The 15969-nt window shown below is 67.0% G+C and carries 13 protein-coding genes, 2 tRNA genes and 2 pseudogenes; 8 read left to right on the top strand and 9 right to left on the bottom strand.

Annotated elements, in window-relative coordinates:
- Positions 1 to 446: 446 nt before the first annotated feature.
- A complete protein-coding gene (locus VGX25_RS26015; protein WP_326920529.1) occupies positions 447 to 2318 on the top strand; it encodes a hypothetical protein in 1872 nt (623 codons plus the stop codon).
- Positions 2319 to 3013: 695 nt separating this feature from the next.
- On the opposite strand, the gene VGX25_RS26020 is transcribed toward VGX25_RS26015, so the two are convergent.
- The 4 genes from VGX25_RS26020 to VGX25_RS26035 all read right to left on the bottom strand — a co-directional run bounded on the left by VGX25_RS26020 (position 3014) and on the right by VGX25_RS26035 (position 7003).
- The gene (locus VGX25_RS26020) at positions 3014 to 4363 is read right to left on the bottom strand and encodes a PxKF domain-containing protein (protein WP_326920530.1); all 1350 of its coding nucleotides are present in this window, start codon (positions 4361 to 4363) and stop codon (positions 3014 to 3016) included.
- 65 nt (positions 4364 to 4428) lie between these two features.
- Positions 4429 to 5769: a PxKF domain-containing protein gene (locus VGX25_RS26025; RefSeq protein ID WP_326920531.1), complete on the bottom strand. Its 1341-nt coding sequence runs from the start codon at positions 5767 to 5769 to the stop codon at positions 4429 to 4431.
- Between the two features lie 47 nt (positions 5770 to 5816).
- Positions 5817 to 6308 carry a hypothetical protein gene (locus tag VGX25_RS26030; protein ID WP_326920532.1) on the bottom strand — a complete coding sequence of 164 codons (492 nt, stop codon included), beginning with the start codon at positions 6306 to 6308 and terminating at the stop codon, positions 5817 to 5819.
- Positions 6309 to 6481: 173 nt separating this feature from the next.
- Positions 6482 to 7003 carry a hypothetical protein gene (locus tag VGX25_RS26035; protein ID WP_326920533.1) on the bottom strand — a complete coding sequence of 174 codons (522 nt, stop codon included), beginning with the start codon at positions 7001 to 7003 and terminating at the stop codon, positions 6482 to 6484.
- Between the two features lie 781 nt (positions 7004 to 7784).
- Between VGX25_RS26035 and VGX25_RS26040 the strand changes: the two genes are divergently transcribed.
- The 3 genes from VGX25_RS26040 (at position 7785) to VGX25_RS26050 (ending at position 9629) form a co-directional block, all read left to right on the top strand.
- Complete coding sequence (locus tag VGX25_RS26040; RefSeq protein WP_326920534.1) at positions 7785 to 8303, top strand: hypothetical protein; 519 nt, start codon at positions 7785 to 7787, stop codon at positions 8301 to 8303.
- 157 nt (positions 8304 to 8460) lie between these two features.
- On the top strand, positions 8461 to 9162 hold the full coding sequence (locus VGX25_RS26045) for a hypothetical protein (protein ID WP_326920535.1): 702 nt from the start codon (positions 8461 to 8463) through the stop codon (positions 9160 to 9162).
- Between the two features lie 20 nt (positions 9163 to 9182).
- Positions 9183 to 9629 (top strand): hypothetical protein, encoded by a 447-nt coding sequence (locus VGX25_RS26050; protein WP_326920536.1) that lies wholly within the window; start codon positions 9183 to 9185, stop codon positions 9627 to 9629.
- A 763-nt stretch (positions 9630 to 10392) separates the two neighbouring features.
- Here the strand turns inward: VGX25_RS26050 and VGX25_RS26055 are convergent.
- Positions 10393 to 10599 carry a hypothetical protein gene (locus VGX25_RS26055; RefSeq protein ID WP_326920537.1) on the bottom strand — a complete coding sequence of 69 codons (207 nt, stop codon included), beginning with the start codon at positions 10597 to 10599 and terminating at the stop codon, positions 10393 to 10395.
- A gap of 179 nt (positions 10600 to 10778) precedes the next feature.
- On the opposite strand from VGX25_RS26055, the pseudogene VGX25_RS35795 reads away from it, so the two are divergent.
- From VGX25_RS35795 to VGX25_RS26065, 4 genes and pseudogenes are all read left to right on the top strand, one after another.
- Positions 10779 to 11317, top strand: a pseudogene (locus VGX25_RS35795) (dCTP deaminase).
- Positions 11314 to 11469, top strand: a pseudogene (locus tag VGX25_RS35800) (dCTP deaminase domain-containing protein); the annotation flags it as partial. The pseudogenes VGX25_RS35795 and VGX25_RS35800, both read left to right, overlap by 4 nt.
- 88 nt (positions 11470 to 11557) lie before the next feature.
- Positions 11558 to 11839 carry a dCTP deaminase gene (locus tag VGX25_RS26060; RefSeq protein ID WP_326920538.1) on the top strand — a complete coding sequence of 94 codons (282 nt, stop codon included), beginning with the start codon at positions 11558 to 11560 and terminating at the stop codon, positions 11837 to 11839.
- The gene (locus VGX25_RS26065; RefSeq protein WP_326920539.1) at positions 11820 to 12845 is read left to right on the top strand and encodes a PEP/pyruvate-binding domain-containing protein; all 1026 of its coding nucleotides are present in this window, start codon (positions 11820 to 11822) and stop codon (positions 12843 to 12845) included. Before VGX25_RS26060 ends, VGX25_RS26065 begins: the two co-directional genes overlap by 20 nt.
- A gap of 364 nt (positions 12846 to 13209) precedes the next feature.
- Here the strand turns inward: VGX25_RS26065 and VGX25_RS26070 are convergent.
- The 4 genes from VGX25_RS26070 to gltX form a co-directional block, all read right to left on the bottom strand.
- Positions 13210 to 13282, bottom strand: a tRNA-Glu gene (locus tag VGX25_RS26070).
- A 34-nt stretch (positions 13283 to 13316) separates the two neighbouring features.
- Positions 13317 to 13388: transfer RNA gene (locus VGX25_RS26075), tRNA-Gln, on the bottom strand.
- A 38-nt stretch (positions 13389 to 13426) separates the two neighbouring features.
- Entirely contained in the window at positions 13427 to 14302 is an 876-nt protein-coding gene (locus tag VGX25_RS26080; protein ID WP_326920540.1) for an HAD family hydrolase, read from the bottom strand.
- Positions 14303 to 14436: 134 nt separating this feature from the next.
- Entirely contained in the window at positions 14437 to 15921 is a 1485-nt protein-coding gene (gene gltX / locus VGX25_RS26085; protein ID WP_326920541.1) for a glutamate--tRNA ligase, read from the bottom strand.
- Positions 15922 to 15969 lie beyond the last annotated feature (48 nt).

A 15969-nucleotide genomic window follows, 5' to 3' on the forward strand; every position in this document is an offset into this window, starting at 1 on the left:
GGCATTGTCGACAGCGAGCTGGTTGGTGCCCAGCCGGTCGATGCGCGCCAGCAGGTCGGCTTGGCTGGATCGGTGATGTCCAGCCACGCAGTGAGTCCGGCGATGCCGATCGCGACGCCCAACGACGAACGGCGCGGCACGCAGTCGGCGTGTGTGAAATCTGAGCGTGGCCACGGGCAACACGTCGGCCCGCCGCACGCGGGAGTTCACGAGTTGCTCCCGAGTCGTAGGACGAGCTGCCCGCCGCGCAGTTGATGCGCCAGCCCACCGCGCCCGCCACGTGCCCGAAATAGGGTCTTTGGTCACTACTGCGCGGGACTTGTCGTGCCGACAGTCAGGTTGTCACTCGCCGCTCCAGGCAAAGGGAGGAACCCATGCTGATGTCCCGGAGACGCCGATTGTCTTGGCGGGCGGTCCGTGCGGAGTCTTCCGGGGTGGGGCGCCGGGTGACGGCTGTGTTCGGTGTGTTGCTGTTGAGCGCGCTCGGCGTGATCGCGCCGGTGGTTCCGGCTGCCGCGGTGACCACGACGGTGGCCTATGTCGTCAACCAGGACGGCACCGTCTCGGTGATCGATACGGCCAGCAACACCGTCACCGCGACGATCCCATACGGCGGCGGCGGCGCGATCGATGTGGCGGTCAACCCGGCCGGCACGACCGCCTACCTTCCCACCGGTAACGCTGTCGTGGTCATCGACACCGCCACAAACACGGTGACCACGACGGTCGGCGTCGGTGACGACCCAAACTCGGCTGCGGTCAACCCGCTCGGCACCGTGGTGTACGTCACCAACACAGGTTTCGGAGATCCTCCCAGTAGCAGCGTGTCGGTCATCGACACCGCCACCAACACCCTGACCGCCACCATCCCGGTCGGCCCCTTCCCTCAAGGGCTGGTCGTCACCCCGAGCAGCGCCGCGGTCTATGTCGCCAACCAAGGCGACAACACGGTGTCGGTCATCGACACGACCACCAACACCGTCACCGCGACCATCCCGGTCGGCGGAGTCCCGAGTTGGGTGGCGGTGAACCCGGCTGGCAGCCGCGTCTACGTCACCAACTTCCTCGACGGCACCGTGTCGGTCATCGACACGACGACCAATACCGTCACCGCCACCATCCCGGTCGGCAGTTTTCCGAACCAGGTGGCCGTCAACCCCTCCGGTAACACCGCCTACGTCGCCAAGGGCGGCGGTGGTGTCGCCGTGATCGACACCAACAGCAACACCATGACAACGACGGTTGCCGCAGGCACGTCGTTCGCCGGGGTGGCGGTACACCCGTCGGGCACCTCCGTCTACGCCACCGACAACCTCGACTCGGTGACGATCATCGACACCGGCAGCAACACGGTGACCGCGACGGTCGGCGTCGGCTCCAATCCCTACGGCGTGAAAGTGTTCAACCGCCCCACGGCGTCCGGCGCGGATCTGTCGGTGTCCACAGCCGATTCGGCTGACCCGGTCGCATTGGGTGACACCTACACCTACACCACTACGGTCACCAATAACGGCCCCACGTCAGCCAGCAATGTCGGCGCCTCCATCGCCCTGTCCGGCGCCGCCGGCACGATCACCGCGGCCAGCTCCTCACAAGGCTCATGCACGATCACCACGCCCACCGTCACCTGCACATTGGGGACGCTGACCGACGGAGCCTCGGCAACGGTCACCATCGCGGTTGAGCCGCAAGCAACCGGCGGCATCACCGCCACCAGTACGGTGTCGGCCGCCGAGACCGATCCGGACCCCGCCAACAACACGGCCGCTCAGTCCACCACGGTCAACAACGGGCACGGCTGCACCATCACCGGCACCGCGGGCAACGACACGGTCAACGGCACCAGCGGCAACGACGTGATCTGCGCGCTCGGCGGCAACGACACCATCGACGGCAAGGGCGGCACCGACACCATCTACAGCGGCACCGGCGACGACACGGTCACCGGCGACAACGGCGACGACCTCATCTACGGCCAAGATGGCAACGACACCCTCAACGGCGGCAACGGCGAAGACACCATCCACGGCGGAGCTGGCGACGACCGCACCTACGGCGAGGACCTGCTCTCCGGCCTGCTCGGCCTCGTGTTCGACAACGGCGACGACACCCTCAACGGCGGCCCCGGCAACGACACCCTCAACGGCCAGAACGGCAACGACACCCTCACCGACACCGACGGCACCGACACCCTCACCGGCTCCAACGGAACCGACCACATCAACCTGCTAGACGGCCTCGGCGGCGATACCGCCAACGGCGGCGCCGGCACCGACACCTGCCACACAGACACCGGCGACACCCGCACCAGCTGCTAGACCCCGCTCCCACCGCCAGTGGAGGTGACTGCATGTTCGACCGGTGTGAGGCGCACCGGGCACGGGCGGCGTTGATCCCGCTCGGGCGATCAGCCGCTCTCTTGCCAGCTGATGCCAGCGTGATCCTTCACGATGAGCGGACGGTGTCTGAACGGTCGCGCTTTCGTCAACCACCCGGGATCTCTGCATGACGGCACCCCGCCGGGCGCAAAGATCCACGTCACGAACAGGCACGGTCGGTAGCCTGCTGGTCAGACGCGCTGGACGCCGGTCGGCGGTCGGAAGATGCCGGCCGGCCAACTTTCCACGTGCTGCGGCACCGCGTGCACGTCCAGGCGCCCACCCGGCCCTGCTGCAGCAAGTTCCGGTGCATAGCGCTGGCGAGTCATGTAGGGCGTGCCGTACCTGCAGCGTCGTGACCGGCTCGCCCGAGTTCGAGCGCAACGCGGCCAGCGTGGTGCGCACCCCGGCTGCACTACACCGACGTCCCTGACGCCGCGCTGCTTGAGGTGCCGGGGCCTGCCTGAGGGGACGTGCCGTTCAGCTCGGCCTTCGGGAACTGCCGCTGTCCCATTGCGGGTTCACGACCAGTCCTACTGCGTTGGTGGTGGCCGGGCGGGCGTGCCTGTGTCGGCCCCGCCGGGTTCGGCCGCCCGGCGGCCGGGGTGGCCGGGCGGCCTTTGCGGCGTGAATGGTTAGTGGAATTGGAAGTGGGCGGTGTGGGTGCTGTTGTTGTTGAGGGTGAGCAGGAAGGCGCGGCAGGTGCCGGCCCAGGCTGGGTCGGTCTTCCAGACGTAGTGGTAGGTGCCGGTGGAGGCGTTGTAGTGCAGGCTGGAGCCGCCGGCGGTGATGGTTTCCTCGACGGCGTCGACCGGGTCTGCGGTGTCGCAGTCGATCTGCTGGGAGGCGGGTGAGCCGGGGGCGAAGATGTCCAGGCCCTGGTCGCCGCACAGCCGGAACTTGACCGGAACCGCGCGGCCGGCGTTCATCATGTTGATGGTGGGCAGGTTGTCCACCGGGGCGAAGAATCCGGTGAACCCGGTGCAGGGCGGCGGTTGCGGGGTGCCGTTGAGCGCCAGGCCTATCGGTCCTGGGATGTTGGGGATGGTGGCGGTGATGGTGTTGGTGGCGGTGTCGATCACCACCAGCCGTTCGCCGTTGTTGTCGGCGACGTAGGCGAAGGTGCCGGTCGAGTCGACCGCGATGTCCCCGCCGCCGGCTACGCCGTCGATAGTGGCGGTGACGGTGTTGGTGGCGGGGTCGATCACCGAGACGGGGCCGGGTCCAGTGGTGACGTACAGGTGGGTGCCGGCCGGATGGAACGCCAGCTCGTCCGGGGTGTCGGTGGGGATGGTGGCGGCGACGGTGTTGCTGGCCGGGTCGATCACCGACAGGCTGCCCGAGAAGGCATTGACGACGTAGACCTGCGCGTTGGCCGGGTTGACCGCCACTCCTTTGGGGAAGCTGCCGACCGGGATGGTGGCGGTCATGGTGTTGCTGGTGGTGTCGATCACCGACACCCTGTCCGAGCCCGGAATGGTGACGTAAGCCCGGGTCCCGGCCGAATCGAACGCCACGGCCTCCGAGGCGCCCCCGACCGGGATGGTGGCGGTGACGGTGTTGCTGCCCGGGTCGATCACCGACACGCTGTCGGAGAAGATGTTGGTGACGTAGACGCGGGTCCCGGTCGGATCGACGGCCACCCGCCACGGGTAGCCCCCGACCGGGATCGCGGCGGTGACGGTGTTGCTGGCCGGGTCGATCACCGACACGCTGTCCGAGCCGTTGGTGGTGAGGTACACGCGGGTCCCGGCCGGATCGACGGCCAGGTCGAACGGCCGGACCCCCACCGGGATGGTCGCGATCACGCTGTTGCTGGTGGTGTCGACCACCGTCACCGTGTTGGTCCCGAAGTTGGCGAGGTAGGCCCGGGTGGTCGGGGTTGCGGCCGCCTGCGCCGCCGGGACTGGTGCGAGCAGTGCCGCACCGGTGACCAGTGCGAGCAGGGCGACCCGCACCCGCGGGGATCTTCGAATCAGTGACATGAATGATTCTCCTCTTCATCGGTGAGCCAGGCCCGGTCGGCCGGGCCGGCCCGCGGCGAGGTGGCTCAGCTGAACTGGAAGCGGGCGATGTGGGTGCTGTCGTCGTTGAGCGTGAGCAGCAACGCGCGGCAGGTGCCCGCCCAGGCCGGGTCGGGCTTCCACACGTAGATGTAGGACTCGGTGGTCGGGTCGTAGGCCAGCCGGGAGCCGCCGACGGTGACGGTTTCCTCGCTGGGGCCGATGGGTTCGGCGGTAGTGCAGTTGACCTGCTGGGAGGCGGGAGCGTTGGCGGCGAGGATGTCCAGGCTCTGATCGCCGCCCAGGCTGAACCGGATCGGCACCGGCCGCCGGGCATTCCAGGTGTTGACCGCGGGCGGGTTGGCCACCGGGGCCAGGAAACCGGTGAACGCATAGGGCGGGATGCCGTTGAGCGCCAGGTCGAAGGGGATCGCGAAGCCGGCGATGGTGGCGGTGATGGCGTTGGTGGTGGTGTCGACCACCGAGACCGTGTCCACGCCCCGGTTGCTGATGTAGGCGAGGGTGCCGGTGGCGTTGACCGCGACGCCGGTGGGTCTGGCGAATCCGTCGATGGTGGTGAGCACGGTGTTGGTGGTGGTGTCGATCACCGAGACCGTGGAGCCGAAATCGTGGGTCAGATAGGCCCGGCTGCCATCCGGGGTGAACGCCAACCGCTGCGGAAAGGCGGCGGTGGGGATGGTCGCGGTCACGGTGTTGGTGGCGGTGTCGATCACCGACACCGTGCCCGAGCCGTGGTCGGCGGTATAGACCTTGGTGCCGGCCGGGTTCACCGCGACCCCCCGTGGTCCGCCGCTGACCGCGACCGTGGCGGTGACAGTGTCGGTGGCGGTGTCGATCACTGACACCGAAGGCGGGCCTGCATTGGTGACGTAGGCCCGGGTTCCGGCCGGGTTGAGCGCCATCCCGAGCGGTCCGCCACCGACGGCGACCGTAGCGGTCACGGTGTTGGCGGCGGCGTCGATCACCGACACGGTGCGCGCGTTCTGGTTGGCGACGTAGACCTTGGTGCCGGCCCGGTTGACCGCCATCCCGGCCGCCCCGGCACCGACGCCGACCGTGGCGGTCACCGAATTGGTGGCGGTGTCGATCACCGACACCGAGCCGGAGTTGAAATTGGACACGTAGGCCCGGGTTCCGGCCCGGTTGACCGCCACCGCCAGCGGGTTGGCGCCCACCGGCACGGTAGCTGTCACCGTATTGCTGGCGGTGTCCACCACCGACACCGTGTCAGCACCCAAGTTCGGCACATAGGCCAGCGTGGTCGCGACAACGGCCTGCGCCGCCGGGACCGGTGCGAGCAGCGCCGCACCAGTGGCCAGCGCGAGCAGGCCGACGCGCACGTGCGGGGATCTTCGAATCGATGCCATGAATGGCTCCTTGGATCGGCGAGGTGGGGCGGCCGGTTTAACGGGGGTCAGTGGGTGAGTAGCAGGCTGTCGACCAAGCCCGTAGTTGACGAGACGGGAATGCCGAGCAGGCAGGGGATGACGCTGCCGAGGTAGCTGACGCCGGAGGTGACTTTGGTGGCGGTGTCGCCGGCATGGCGTCCCGTCGTGACCACGCCGGTGTACACCACCGTCTGGCCGACGACGGTAGGGGGCGACCAGGCGACGGTGCTGGTACCGCCCGCGATGTCATGCCAGGTCAGGGTCTCCGTGGTTGCCGGCCCGGCGGTGACCGGGATGCAGCTCAGCGTCAGAGTCACGCTCTCCACACCGGTCGCGGTCGGACCGACCACGCAGGTGGAGTAGTCATAGCCGCCCGTCACGGTGACCGTCTGTGGGGTGCGGGTGACCGGCGGGACGAACGTCCGGGCAAAGGTGCCCACACATTCCACGTCGACGCTCGCCGCGGTCGCCCCGGCTACCGGGACGGCGACAGTGCTGACCGCCAGGGCCAGCGCCACGCACAGCGCCGCCGCCCGCCAACAACGCCACCGCAATCGCCACAAGGCCGGCCGGGCCAACGGATCCACGCTCAACAGGATCATCGCCTTCCTCACATCGGTAGGTCACCGCAGCGGCGGTGTCTTGGCCTGCCTGTGATGGGTTGCGCGGGTCGTGGGACTCCGATTGACCCTCATGGCGCGGTGATCTGGGCGGCGACCGGACCGGATTGGTGGGTGACTCCCTGGCTGGTCGCGCAGTGCAGCGGGTTGAGGACGGGATAGAGCCAGACAATGGTGGCGTTACCGCCCTGGAACGCACCGCTGATCACGGGGCCGGTGCCGGTGACCTGTTCGGTGCCGCCCACGACGACATCAGTAAAGGTCAGCTCGACAACGCTGTGCTGGCCGTTGTTCCAGCTGATCGTGTAGGCCGGGTCCGCGAAGACACCAGGCGGCGCCAGGCACGTCGCGCCCGGAAATGTGGCGTTGGACGAGGAGGTACCCCCGCCCAGGGTGGGGTCAGTAGATACACAACTGCTGAACGTGTCCGATTCGGTGTACTGCACCGTCCGCGGGGCAAACGTCAGCCCGGGCGAATAACTGATCGACGAACTTCCCACACACGTCGTCGAGCTCACCGCACGAGCGACCCCAGCCAACGCCAACACATTGGTCGCGGCCACCACCACCCCCACCGCCGCCAGCCCGACCAACCGACGTCCACCACGGCGAACCATTCGAACCATGCCACGAGAGGCCATGACATCTCCTCACCGCGATGCCGCCGGCCAACCGCCCGATCCGATCACGCCCGGCGGGCTCATCCGCAAAGTCCCATTCGCACAATGCCGGTACGCCGTTACAGCAGCCCCCCATAAGAGCGATCCCCAGACACCGCCCAGATCGTTGCCCCGACATCAAGAACCTCCTGATCAACAACCCATGGGAGCGCCTGTCCGTGGCCATGAGAAAGTCCCCGCGTGTAGCCAGTTCGAGGTCCTCGCTGGTGGCCAGGTAAAGTCCTCGTCCTTCGCCCATCAAGCACGACGGACGTACCGGCCATTACGCGATCATGGCAGGAACACCAACGAACCCTGACCACCAACGCACCCACCCAAGCGCCCAAGTGCGGTCACTTCTCGCCGATATTGATCATGAACTTGATCGGCAAAGCGGTCACAACTCACGAACATCTGCGGTCACTTCCGACGGACAAGCCAAGACCGACCAGGCCTTTGACAACACCTCCCTGGACTCGCGCCCGTCCACGACGAGCGTGCTGCATCCCGGGTGCTGGCGCTGGCACCATGCGCCTGCGGCGCCTCCAAGCGCCATCGCCATCCCGGCCGCCATCTGACGCCCGTTGGCGCCAGGTGGACCCGGGTGTCACGGCCGACAGCAGCCAGCTCCCACGCCAAGCGCCGTCACAGCCGGGGCCCAGCGAGCCACTGAGCGCCTCAAGCATCGGTTGTCGACTACGCGACCGAGCACGCGATGCCGTTCGCGACCCTGCCCTACACGCTGGACCGCGGGCTGCTCGTCGGGGAGAAGCCGGTGCTGGATAAGGCGCTGGCCATCATCGCCTACGTGCGCTGCGGCGAGCAGTTCGGCGGCTTCTCCAAGCTCAGCTCTGCCGCCTACGCCGTGAACGGCCTGCCCAAGTATGGGGCGCTGTCACCGCACAGCTCGCACAGCCGCCAGTACCGGCTCATGCGTAACAAGGGCATCATCACCTTCGAGCCGGACACCAATCCGGGCGGCAGCTGGGTGACCGCCACGCTGGTCGACACCGCGGACAACAGGCGCGCCCTGCAGATCGCTCGGGACCTGCTGACCCTCGGCGAGAGCTTCAGCGGCCGGGACGCCGAGACGGCCCGCGAGCTGCTGTCCACTGACGCGAGGTATCTCAACCCGATGAAGACCGTGAAGGCCACCAAGCCGCGGCTGGTGCACAAGGAGGCCGAGTACTCCCGACTCATCTCGGCGGTCATGGGCTACGGAATCATCTCGTGACCGACCACGAGCAGCGACCCGGACGAGCGGCGCGGGCGCGGTCCGGCCGGCCCGCCACCGAGGCACCGCGGCGGGGACGCGGCACTGACGAGGACTGCCGCTCAAGGTCGCGGTCCGGCGGCTGTTGTGGCGGATGGGTTGCTCTACCCGAGTCGGGGTGCGGCTGCGCGGCTACGCGGCCGGCCAAGACCGCGGACCAGGGTGGCAGGAGTACACCGACCTCGATGTCCTCGGGGTCGGGTTCACCCCGGCCGGCCAGTTGCACACCACCTTCGCCGACTGCCGCTCCACCACCCGCGCCCCGATCGAACGTATGTTCTGGATTCGGGGAGTGGCCGACTTCGTCGCGGCCAACGACGCCTACATGGTCCGTGCCCAGCCCGTCCCCGGTGCCGCCCGGACCCTGTCCAGCCGGCTCGGTGTCGGCGTGCTCGCCCCGGACGACCTCGCCGCGCTGGAGGGTACGTTCGCCACCGCGGTCAACCTCACCGGCGGCCCGCTGGCCTGCCTGTTCGACGTCGAAACCGCGGCGGTGCACCTCAACGCCTACGACAACGCCGACCGCAAGCTGGCCAAGCTGCTCGACTACCTCAACTTCGACTACTGGGTCTACGAGCCGTACCGCAACCTCACCCAACTGGTCGCGCACCTCACCGACGTCGTCGCCGTCCTGGACCCGACCAACCGGCAACACCGCACCCTGTTCTACGACTGCGCCTGGCACTACGCCCTGGCCATCGCCCACGCGGTGGCCTACGCGCGCTCCACCCGCATGGGCGACATCCCCACCGCGCTGCGCACCTACATCGGCGGCGGGGAACTCGCCCTGCGCGAGAAGCCAACCTGGCCCGGCTACTGAAACAGTCCGGGATCCCCAACGTGGACAACAGCGTCATCCACCCACCCTATGTCGACTTTGCCGTCGAACTGATCAACCGATTTCTTGTCCGGCCCGCCGAGATCGCCGAGGTCCTCCGCTACGCGGAATACCTCGCCGTATCCGAACCCAACCGCATCGACGCCACCGTCGCCGACGCCTTCGGCAAGCAGGTCCGTCCGGTCGCCGCCAAGCTCCTCGCCGACGTCTGCGGGTATCTGGTCACCACGGCTGGGCTACGCCCTGACTTCCGCGCCGCCGCCCGCCACCGACTAGTCATTGACCTCACCGGTGGCAACACCACCAACCTCAACGGACAGGCAGCAACGTCTCCGGCAAATCCAGCGGCGAAGCGTGAATCACCCGCCGACCAACGGCACGATACGCCACCAAATCATCAGATGACGCTTGACGAACAGGGTGAGGCAACGACGACCGACCCAGACTAACTCACTATCCGATGCTTACATCCGGCCGTCGCAAGTCCTACAGTGGTGATCGATCCGCCGGTTGAGCCGCTCGTGATCTAGCTGATGCTGTTCGTCGCCGAACGTCGCTAAAAGGTTCGCCCATGCGCATATCTGCATTTCTCAGGGATGACCGGCCCGCTCGATGAATCAATCCCCGCCGCTGTCCGCCGCTGGCCGCACAGGCACTCGGCGGCGCAGTGCGTCTTCTACGGGCGATATCGCGCCGATGAATACATCACTCCCCACAGAAATGCTGTCAACCCGCATAAGCATGCCAGCGGCACGTAGTCCGAATAGACCGTGTCTCTGCCGACGAACGAGATTGTAAGCGTCGTGGCCAGCAGTGATAGAACTGCGACTGCGACACCCATTCGAGCCAGGTTGTCGACGAGCCAATCCGCCCCGCTGGGCTTTTGGTACTGGCCACGATGATCGGCATGATACCGATCGTGGCGACCATAAGGATGAGCGCCGCCAAATCGAGCCCATGAAAGCCCGGCTTACCATACTTTGCCAGGAGATGATCGCCGACAGCTCCATACATCATGACGATTAGCAGGGGCAGACACCGAAGATTAGCGTTGAACGCAGAAGGTCAGCTGCCCTACCACTTAACGACCCCGCCGATGACAGGTCTCTTTCAACCCCGCGCAACAATACCAATATCGAGTACAACGCCAGCGTCCCCGCGACACAGAAACCAAGACCGGCGGTCACTTCGAGCTCGGCAAGTCGCGCCGTGTCACAGGGGTCGGATCTCAGGCTCGGGCATCATGCCACGGCGGGTCCAGTTGGCCACGCTGGTGTGGGTGTAGGCGGTGTGCTTGCCGTCGCTGGCAGCGAGTTCGTTGATTCTGAGCGCGAGGCTCTTTCGGCTGGCACCGGACGCCAGGATGAGCGCGTTCAGGCGCGTGTTGGGACCGCTTGCTGGTTGCGCTGGTTCGGCCACGCTGCTCGCCTCCGGTTGACCACCCCGGCGGGTCTGTTACCTTTGGTAGTAGGTCGTGTTCTACCCGTGAACCTCGTGCGCGATCCGTGAGCCCCCGGTGTGAGCCTCCCAGCGGGATCGGTCAGCGGCTTGGCTGGTCGTGAGCTCAGCTGATTCCGGTTCAGGTCGGGAGGATGTTGATGATCCTCACAGGAAACAGAATTGCCGCCGAGGTAGGTGGCGGCACGATGACGATTCATCCGTTTTCTCCTGAGCACCTCGAGCCCAATAGCTATCGCGTGACTCTCGGTCGGAGGCTTCTTGACTGTGCGACGGAGTCGCTGGACGCTCGGTCTGATCCTTTGATGTCGGCAAGTTTCCTCGAGGACGATGGCCGGGTTCTCGAGCCGGGCCGTTTCTACTGGGTGAGACCGGAGAAGTACTGGGCTCGACACGGTTCGCAGCGACGTTGTACGCGACGCGATCTCTCGCGTCGATGGGAATGTGGATTCATTTCAGTGCTCCGCTGGGTCACACGGGTGCGGTCATTCGGTGGACGCTTGAGATTCGGGTTGCGCACCGAATTGCTTTATATCCGGGAATGCAGATAGGAAAGATCGCGTTTCGGTGTCCACATGGCACTGTCATCCCCTATGATGACCGCTATCTGTCCTCAACTACGGTGCGTCCCTCGACAATGCGTGTTGATCGACTCTTCGCTACAGGGCGGACAGGATGATTCTTACCGGCCAGCAGATCGTATCTGAGATCGCCCTTCGACGGATCACCATCGATCCCTTCCTGGCCGAGAACGTCAACCCGAACAGTTACAACTTCCGGGTCGGCAACTCGCTACGAATCTACAGAGACCGTGTTATCGATCCCCGCAGGCGTCCCGCGACCGAGCTAGTGACGATGCCTGAATCGGGTTTCGTCCTAGAAGCACAACGTCTATACCCTGGCGTCCACGATCGAAGTTATGGGCAGCGACTACTATGCGCCAACATTCGCGGCCCGCTCATCGGTCGCACGACTCGGGGTGTTTATCAACCTGTCGGCCTCCCTAGGCGATATCGGCTATCTCGGGCAGTGGACGCTGCAGCTGTTCGCGGCCACGAATCTCCGCATCTATCCGGGTATGGAGATCGGTCAGATCATGTGGTGGAAGCCGCTGGGCACGGTTGATCTCTATCGCGGCAAGTACCAGGGCAGTTCAGGACCATGCGCGACAAGGATTCACTATGACTTCTCCGCCAGTTGAACCGCTCATCGTCCCGCAACTTGGCGCGCGGCCGACTCTGTGCGGGGGCAAGGCGAGGATCCTGCTCGACATCTATCACCTCGTGGACGTGCCGGAGTTCGTAGTCATCTCATCAAGTTGGTTCGGTCTCGCGGCCAACGCGCAACTGGCCGAGATCGCCGACTGCTGGTCTCGGTGGGAGACCGCTCATCAGATGAGCATCCAGAGCATGCGCCGCCTCGCGGGTATTCAGCTCACAGACGCGATGCGCGACGTACTGACCGCGCAACTCCCGGAGTTCCTGCCGGACGTCAGCCTGTTCGCGGTGCGCTCGTCAGCCGCGGGTGAAGACGGACCCCGCCGCAGCTTCGCCGGTCTCTACAGCACTGAGCTCGACGTCTCGCGCGCCGATCTCGAGCAGGCCATTGTGGCGGTCTGGAGGTCCTGGTTCTCAGTGCGCGCGATCACCCATCGGGACAGCAGTTTCTGGCAGCCCCCAACCATGGATGTGGTCGTGCAGCGCATGATCGACGCCGACGAGGCAGGGGTCGTCGCAGTCTACCGGGACTCCGTCGAGGTGGAGTGGGTTCTCGGCACGGGCGACCGCTTGGTCGACGGCAGCGTGGAACCGGCTCGGCGTCTGGTCACCGCGCCGGCGCAGAATCCCGCCGGGTCGGTGGAGCACGCCGCAGCCGCGGCGTGGATGCTGCGTGATCAGCTGGGAGTTGGGGATCTCGATGTCGAATGGGCCGCTGACCGCGACCGGGTTCGTGCAGCGGTGGTCGGCGGGTGTGTAGTGCCGGACTGTGGGCCGGCCGTCGCAGTGGTCGCGGCAGCGGCGCAGCTCGGCGTAGAAGGTCTCCAGCGCGTGCGCGTCGACCTGGCTGATCGTGCAGTCGCCGATCGGCAGCGCGTGGATGTGCTTGCGCGCGTACCCCTGCAAGGTCTGCTTGCTGCGCCGCCCGATGTCGGCGTTCTTCAGGTGCTCCTCGATGAGCTGACCCAGCGTGGCGTTGGCCGCGGCTGACGGCCCTGCTCGACCTGGCGAACGAGCGCCTCACGCACCTGCTCCGCTTGAGCCCAGGCGTCCGGCCCGGCCGGGATGGTCTCCTTCAGGTACAGGTCGCGTCCGGTGAGGACGTCCTTGCCGGCGTAGACCCGGACCCGCAACGAGCCACCGGATCGTTCCTCGATGTTCCCCCGTGGGCGCTCGCGCCCAGGAGGGTTCCCCCATGTGGACAGTGTAGACGTCCGAGGAGTTCATGCCCTTGGCCATGCCCAGCGATCCTTTCCAAGATCGCTGCCAGCAAGCCCCGAAACACGAGCCCGAGGCCGGGAATCCACCGTTTACCTGGTGATTTCCCGGCCTCGGGATGCTCGGGCGACACCTGTAGCCCCGACGGGATTTGAACCCGCGCTACCGCCTTGAGAGGGCGGCGTCCTAGGCCGCTAGACGACGGGGCCGTAAACGCAGCGGAATCGTACACGATTCACCGCGCTGGGGTACCAGGACTCGAACCTAGACTAACTGAACCAGAATCAGTCGTGCTGCCAATTACACCATACCCCACCAGCACGGCTGGACAGTGGCCCGAGCACGGGCTCGGGTCACTGTCCGTGGTGCCGACCTGAGATGGTAGACCACGCGGCTCGAGGACCGGAAACCGGATCGGGCATGCGCTGGCCGGGGACGGCGGAGGTGCTGGTCGTGGCGGGGGTGAGATACTCGCTGACGATCAGTTCGGGGAGGTCGCCGAGGGTGTCGATGACGTGGACGCCGGCGTGCGGGCGGGGGCCGGGAGCGTGGCAGCGGTCGAGCCAGACGCCGTGCAGGCCGGCGTCGCGGGCGCCGAGGGCGTCGACGTCGAGCCGGTCGCCGACGTGCAGGGCCTCGTCGACGGGGACGTCGAGGTTGTCGCACGCGGTCCGGAAGATCACCGGGTCGGGCTTGGCGGCGCCGAGCTCGCCGGCGATGACCACGGTGTCGAAGAACCGGGCGATGCCCAGCCGGTTGAGCTTGGCGCGCTGGTGGGAGCCGGACGCGTTGGTCACGGCGGCCACCTTCAGCCCGGCGGCCTGGAGCCAGTCCAGGCACGGGAACACGTCGTCGAACAGCCGCCAGTCGCCGGACGCCTCGGCCATCCGGCGGTCCTCGAGCCGGCAGACGGCCTCGTCGTCCAGCAGCGCGCCGAGGTCGGCCAGGAACGCCTTCGTGCGGGCCATGCGCATGGTGTCCGGGTCCATCTCCCCGGACACCACCTTGGCGACGTGCTCCTCGGTCATCCGCAGCCAGGTCGGCCACATGTCGTCACGGCCGATCATGCTGCACAGTGCCTTCCGCGCAGAGGTCGTGAAGTCGACAAGGGTGTCGTCGATGTCCAGGCAGACGGCCTGAATTCGGGGTGGCAGGTGCGTCTCCTCCAAATTGTCCGATGTCGACATCGCCTTGGCATGCAGGTGCACGGGCACGAGCGCGGAAGTCACCCCCGAGAGGCTAGGTCGCCGGGCGCCCCCACCGATTCGGCTGTTTAGGGGATAGTGCTAGTTCTGATTCGATCCAGGTCGGGCCGTCCACAACGGACCCCGAACGGGGTTTATCGCTCGCGCCTCCCTCGGCGTTACGGGCTCGCTCGACGCAGCCGGGACAGGGACCGCTCCCGGCCGAGCAGCTCCATCGACTCGTACAGCGGCGGCGAGACCGTCCGCCCGGTGACCGCGACCCGGACCGGAGCGAACGCCTTGCGCGGCTTGAGGCCGAGGCCATCGATCAGAGCCGCCTTGAGGGCCTGCTCGATCTGGGCCGCCGACCATTCCGGCACGTCCGACAACGACTCGATGCTGGCCTCGAGAATGGGCTTCGCGTCCGGACCGAGCGCCTTGGCGACCGATTCCGGCTCGGGCCGGAAATCGTCCTCGGAAACGAACAGGAACCCCACCATTCCGGGCGCGTCGGAGAGCACGATGAGCCGTTCCTGAATAAGCGGCGCAATTGCCCGGAGAGTGGCCAGCTGCTCGCCGGACGGCGATTCCGGCAGGGTGCCGGCGGCCACGAGGTACGGCACCACCCGGTCGACGAACTCCTCCGCGGGCAGCGCCCTGAGGTGCTCGGCGTTGATCGCCTCGGCCTTCTTGACGTCGAACCGGGCCGGGTTGGAGCTGACCCTGGTGACGTCGAACGCGGCCACCATCTCGGCCATGGTGAACACGTCGCGGTCGTCGGCGATCGCCCAGCCGAGCAGGGCAAGGTAGTTGAGCATGCCCTCGGGCACGAACCCCCGCTCCCGGTAGTGGAACAGGTTGAACTCCGGATCCCGCTTGGACAGCTTCTTGTTGCCCTCCCCGCGGACCAGCGGCAGGTGCGCGTACCGCGGCGTGAAGTCGGCCACCCCGATCCGGCGCAGCGCCCGGGACAGCGCGAGCTGCCGCGGCGTGGACGGCAGCAGGTCCTCGCCGCGCAGCACGTGGGTGATCCGCATGAGCGCGTCGTCGACCGGGTTGGTCAGCGTGTACAGCGGGGCGCCGTTGGCGCGGACCAGCACCGGGTCGGGCACGCTGCCGGCCCGGAACGTAATCTCCCCGCGGATCAGGTCGGTGAACGTGAGGTCGTCGTCGGGCATGCGCAGCCGCAGCACCGGCTCGCGGCCCTCGGCGCGGAAGGCGGCCCGCTGCTCGGCGGTCAGCTCGCGATCCCGGTTGTCGTAGCCGAGCTTGGGATCGTCCCCGGCCGCGCGGCGCCGCGCCTCGATCTCCTCCGGCGTGGAGAACGACTCGTACAGCTCGCCGGCTGCGAGCAGGCGCCCGGCGATGTCGGCGTAGATCTCGAGGCGTTGGCTCTGCCGGTACGGGCCGTGCGGGCCGCCCACCTCGGGGCCCTCGTCCCAGTCAAGGCGCAGCCAGCGCAGCGCGTCGAGCAGTGCCCGGTAGCTGTCCTCGGTGTCGCGCGCGGCGTCGGTGTCCTCAATGCGGAACACCAGGGTGCCGCCGTGATGGCGGGCGAACGCCCAGTTGAAGAGCATGGTGCGGACCAGCCCGACATGCGGCGTTCCGGTGGGCGACGGGCAGAACCGGGTGCGCACCCCGGGGGGCGGAGCGGAAGTCGTCATGGTCCGTTCAGGGTATCCAGCCGCAACCGGCTTGACGCGCCTGGCGTC

Origin of the sequence: Actinophytocola sp. (genome assembly GCF_035942955.1) — a bacterium.
Lineage (GTDB): Bacteria > Actinomycetota > Actinomycetes > Mycobacteriales > Pseudonocardiaceae > DASYTH01.

Excerpts from the sequence above, each read along its gene's own strand:
- VGX25_RS26020 (WP_326920530.1), bottom strand. The coding sequence starts at position 4,363 with ATGTCACTGATTCGAAGATCCCCGCGGGTGCGGGTCGCCCTGCTCGCA.
- VGX25_RS26025 (WP_326920531.1), bottom strand. The coding sequence starts at position 5,769 with ATGGCATCGATTCGAAGATCCCCGCACGTGCGCGTCGGCCTGCTCGCG.
- VGX25_RS26040 (WP_326920534.1), top strand. The coding sequence starts at position 7,785 with ATGCCGTTCGCGACCCTGCCCTACACGCTGGACCGCGGGCTGCTCGTC.
- VGX25_RS26060 (WP_326920538.1), top strand. The coding sequence starts at position 11,558 with ATGGGCAGCGACTACTATGCGCCAACATTCGCGGCCCGCTCATCGGTC.
- VGX25_RS26065 (WP_326920539.1), top strand. The coding sequence starts at position 11,820 with ATGACTTCTCCGCCAGTTGAACCGCTCATCGTCCCGCAACTTGGCGCG.
- gltX (WP_326920541.1), bottom strand. The coding sequence starts at position 15,921 with ATGACGACTTCCGCTCCGCCCCCCGGGGTGCGCACCCGGTTCTGCCCG.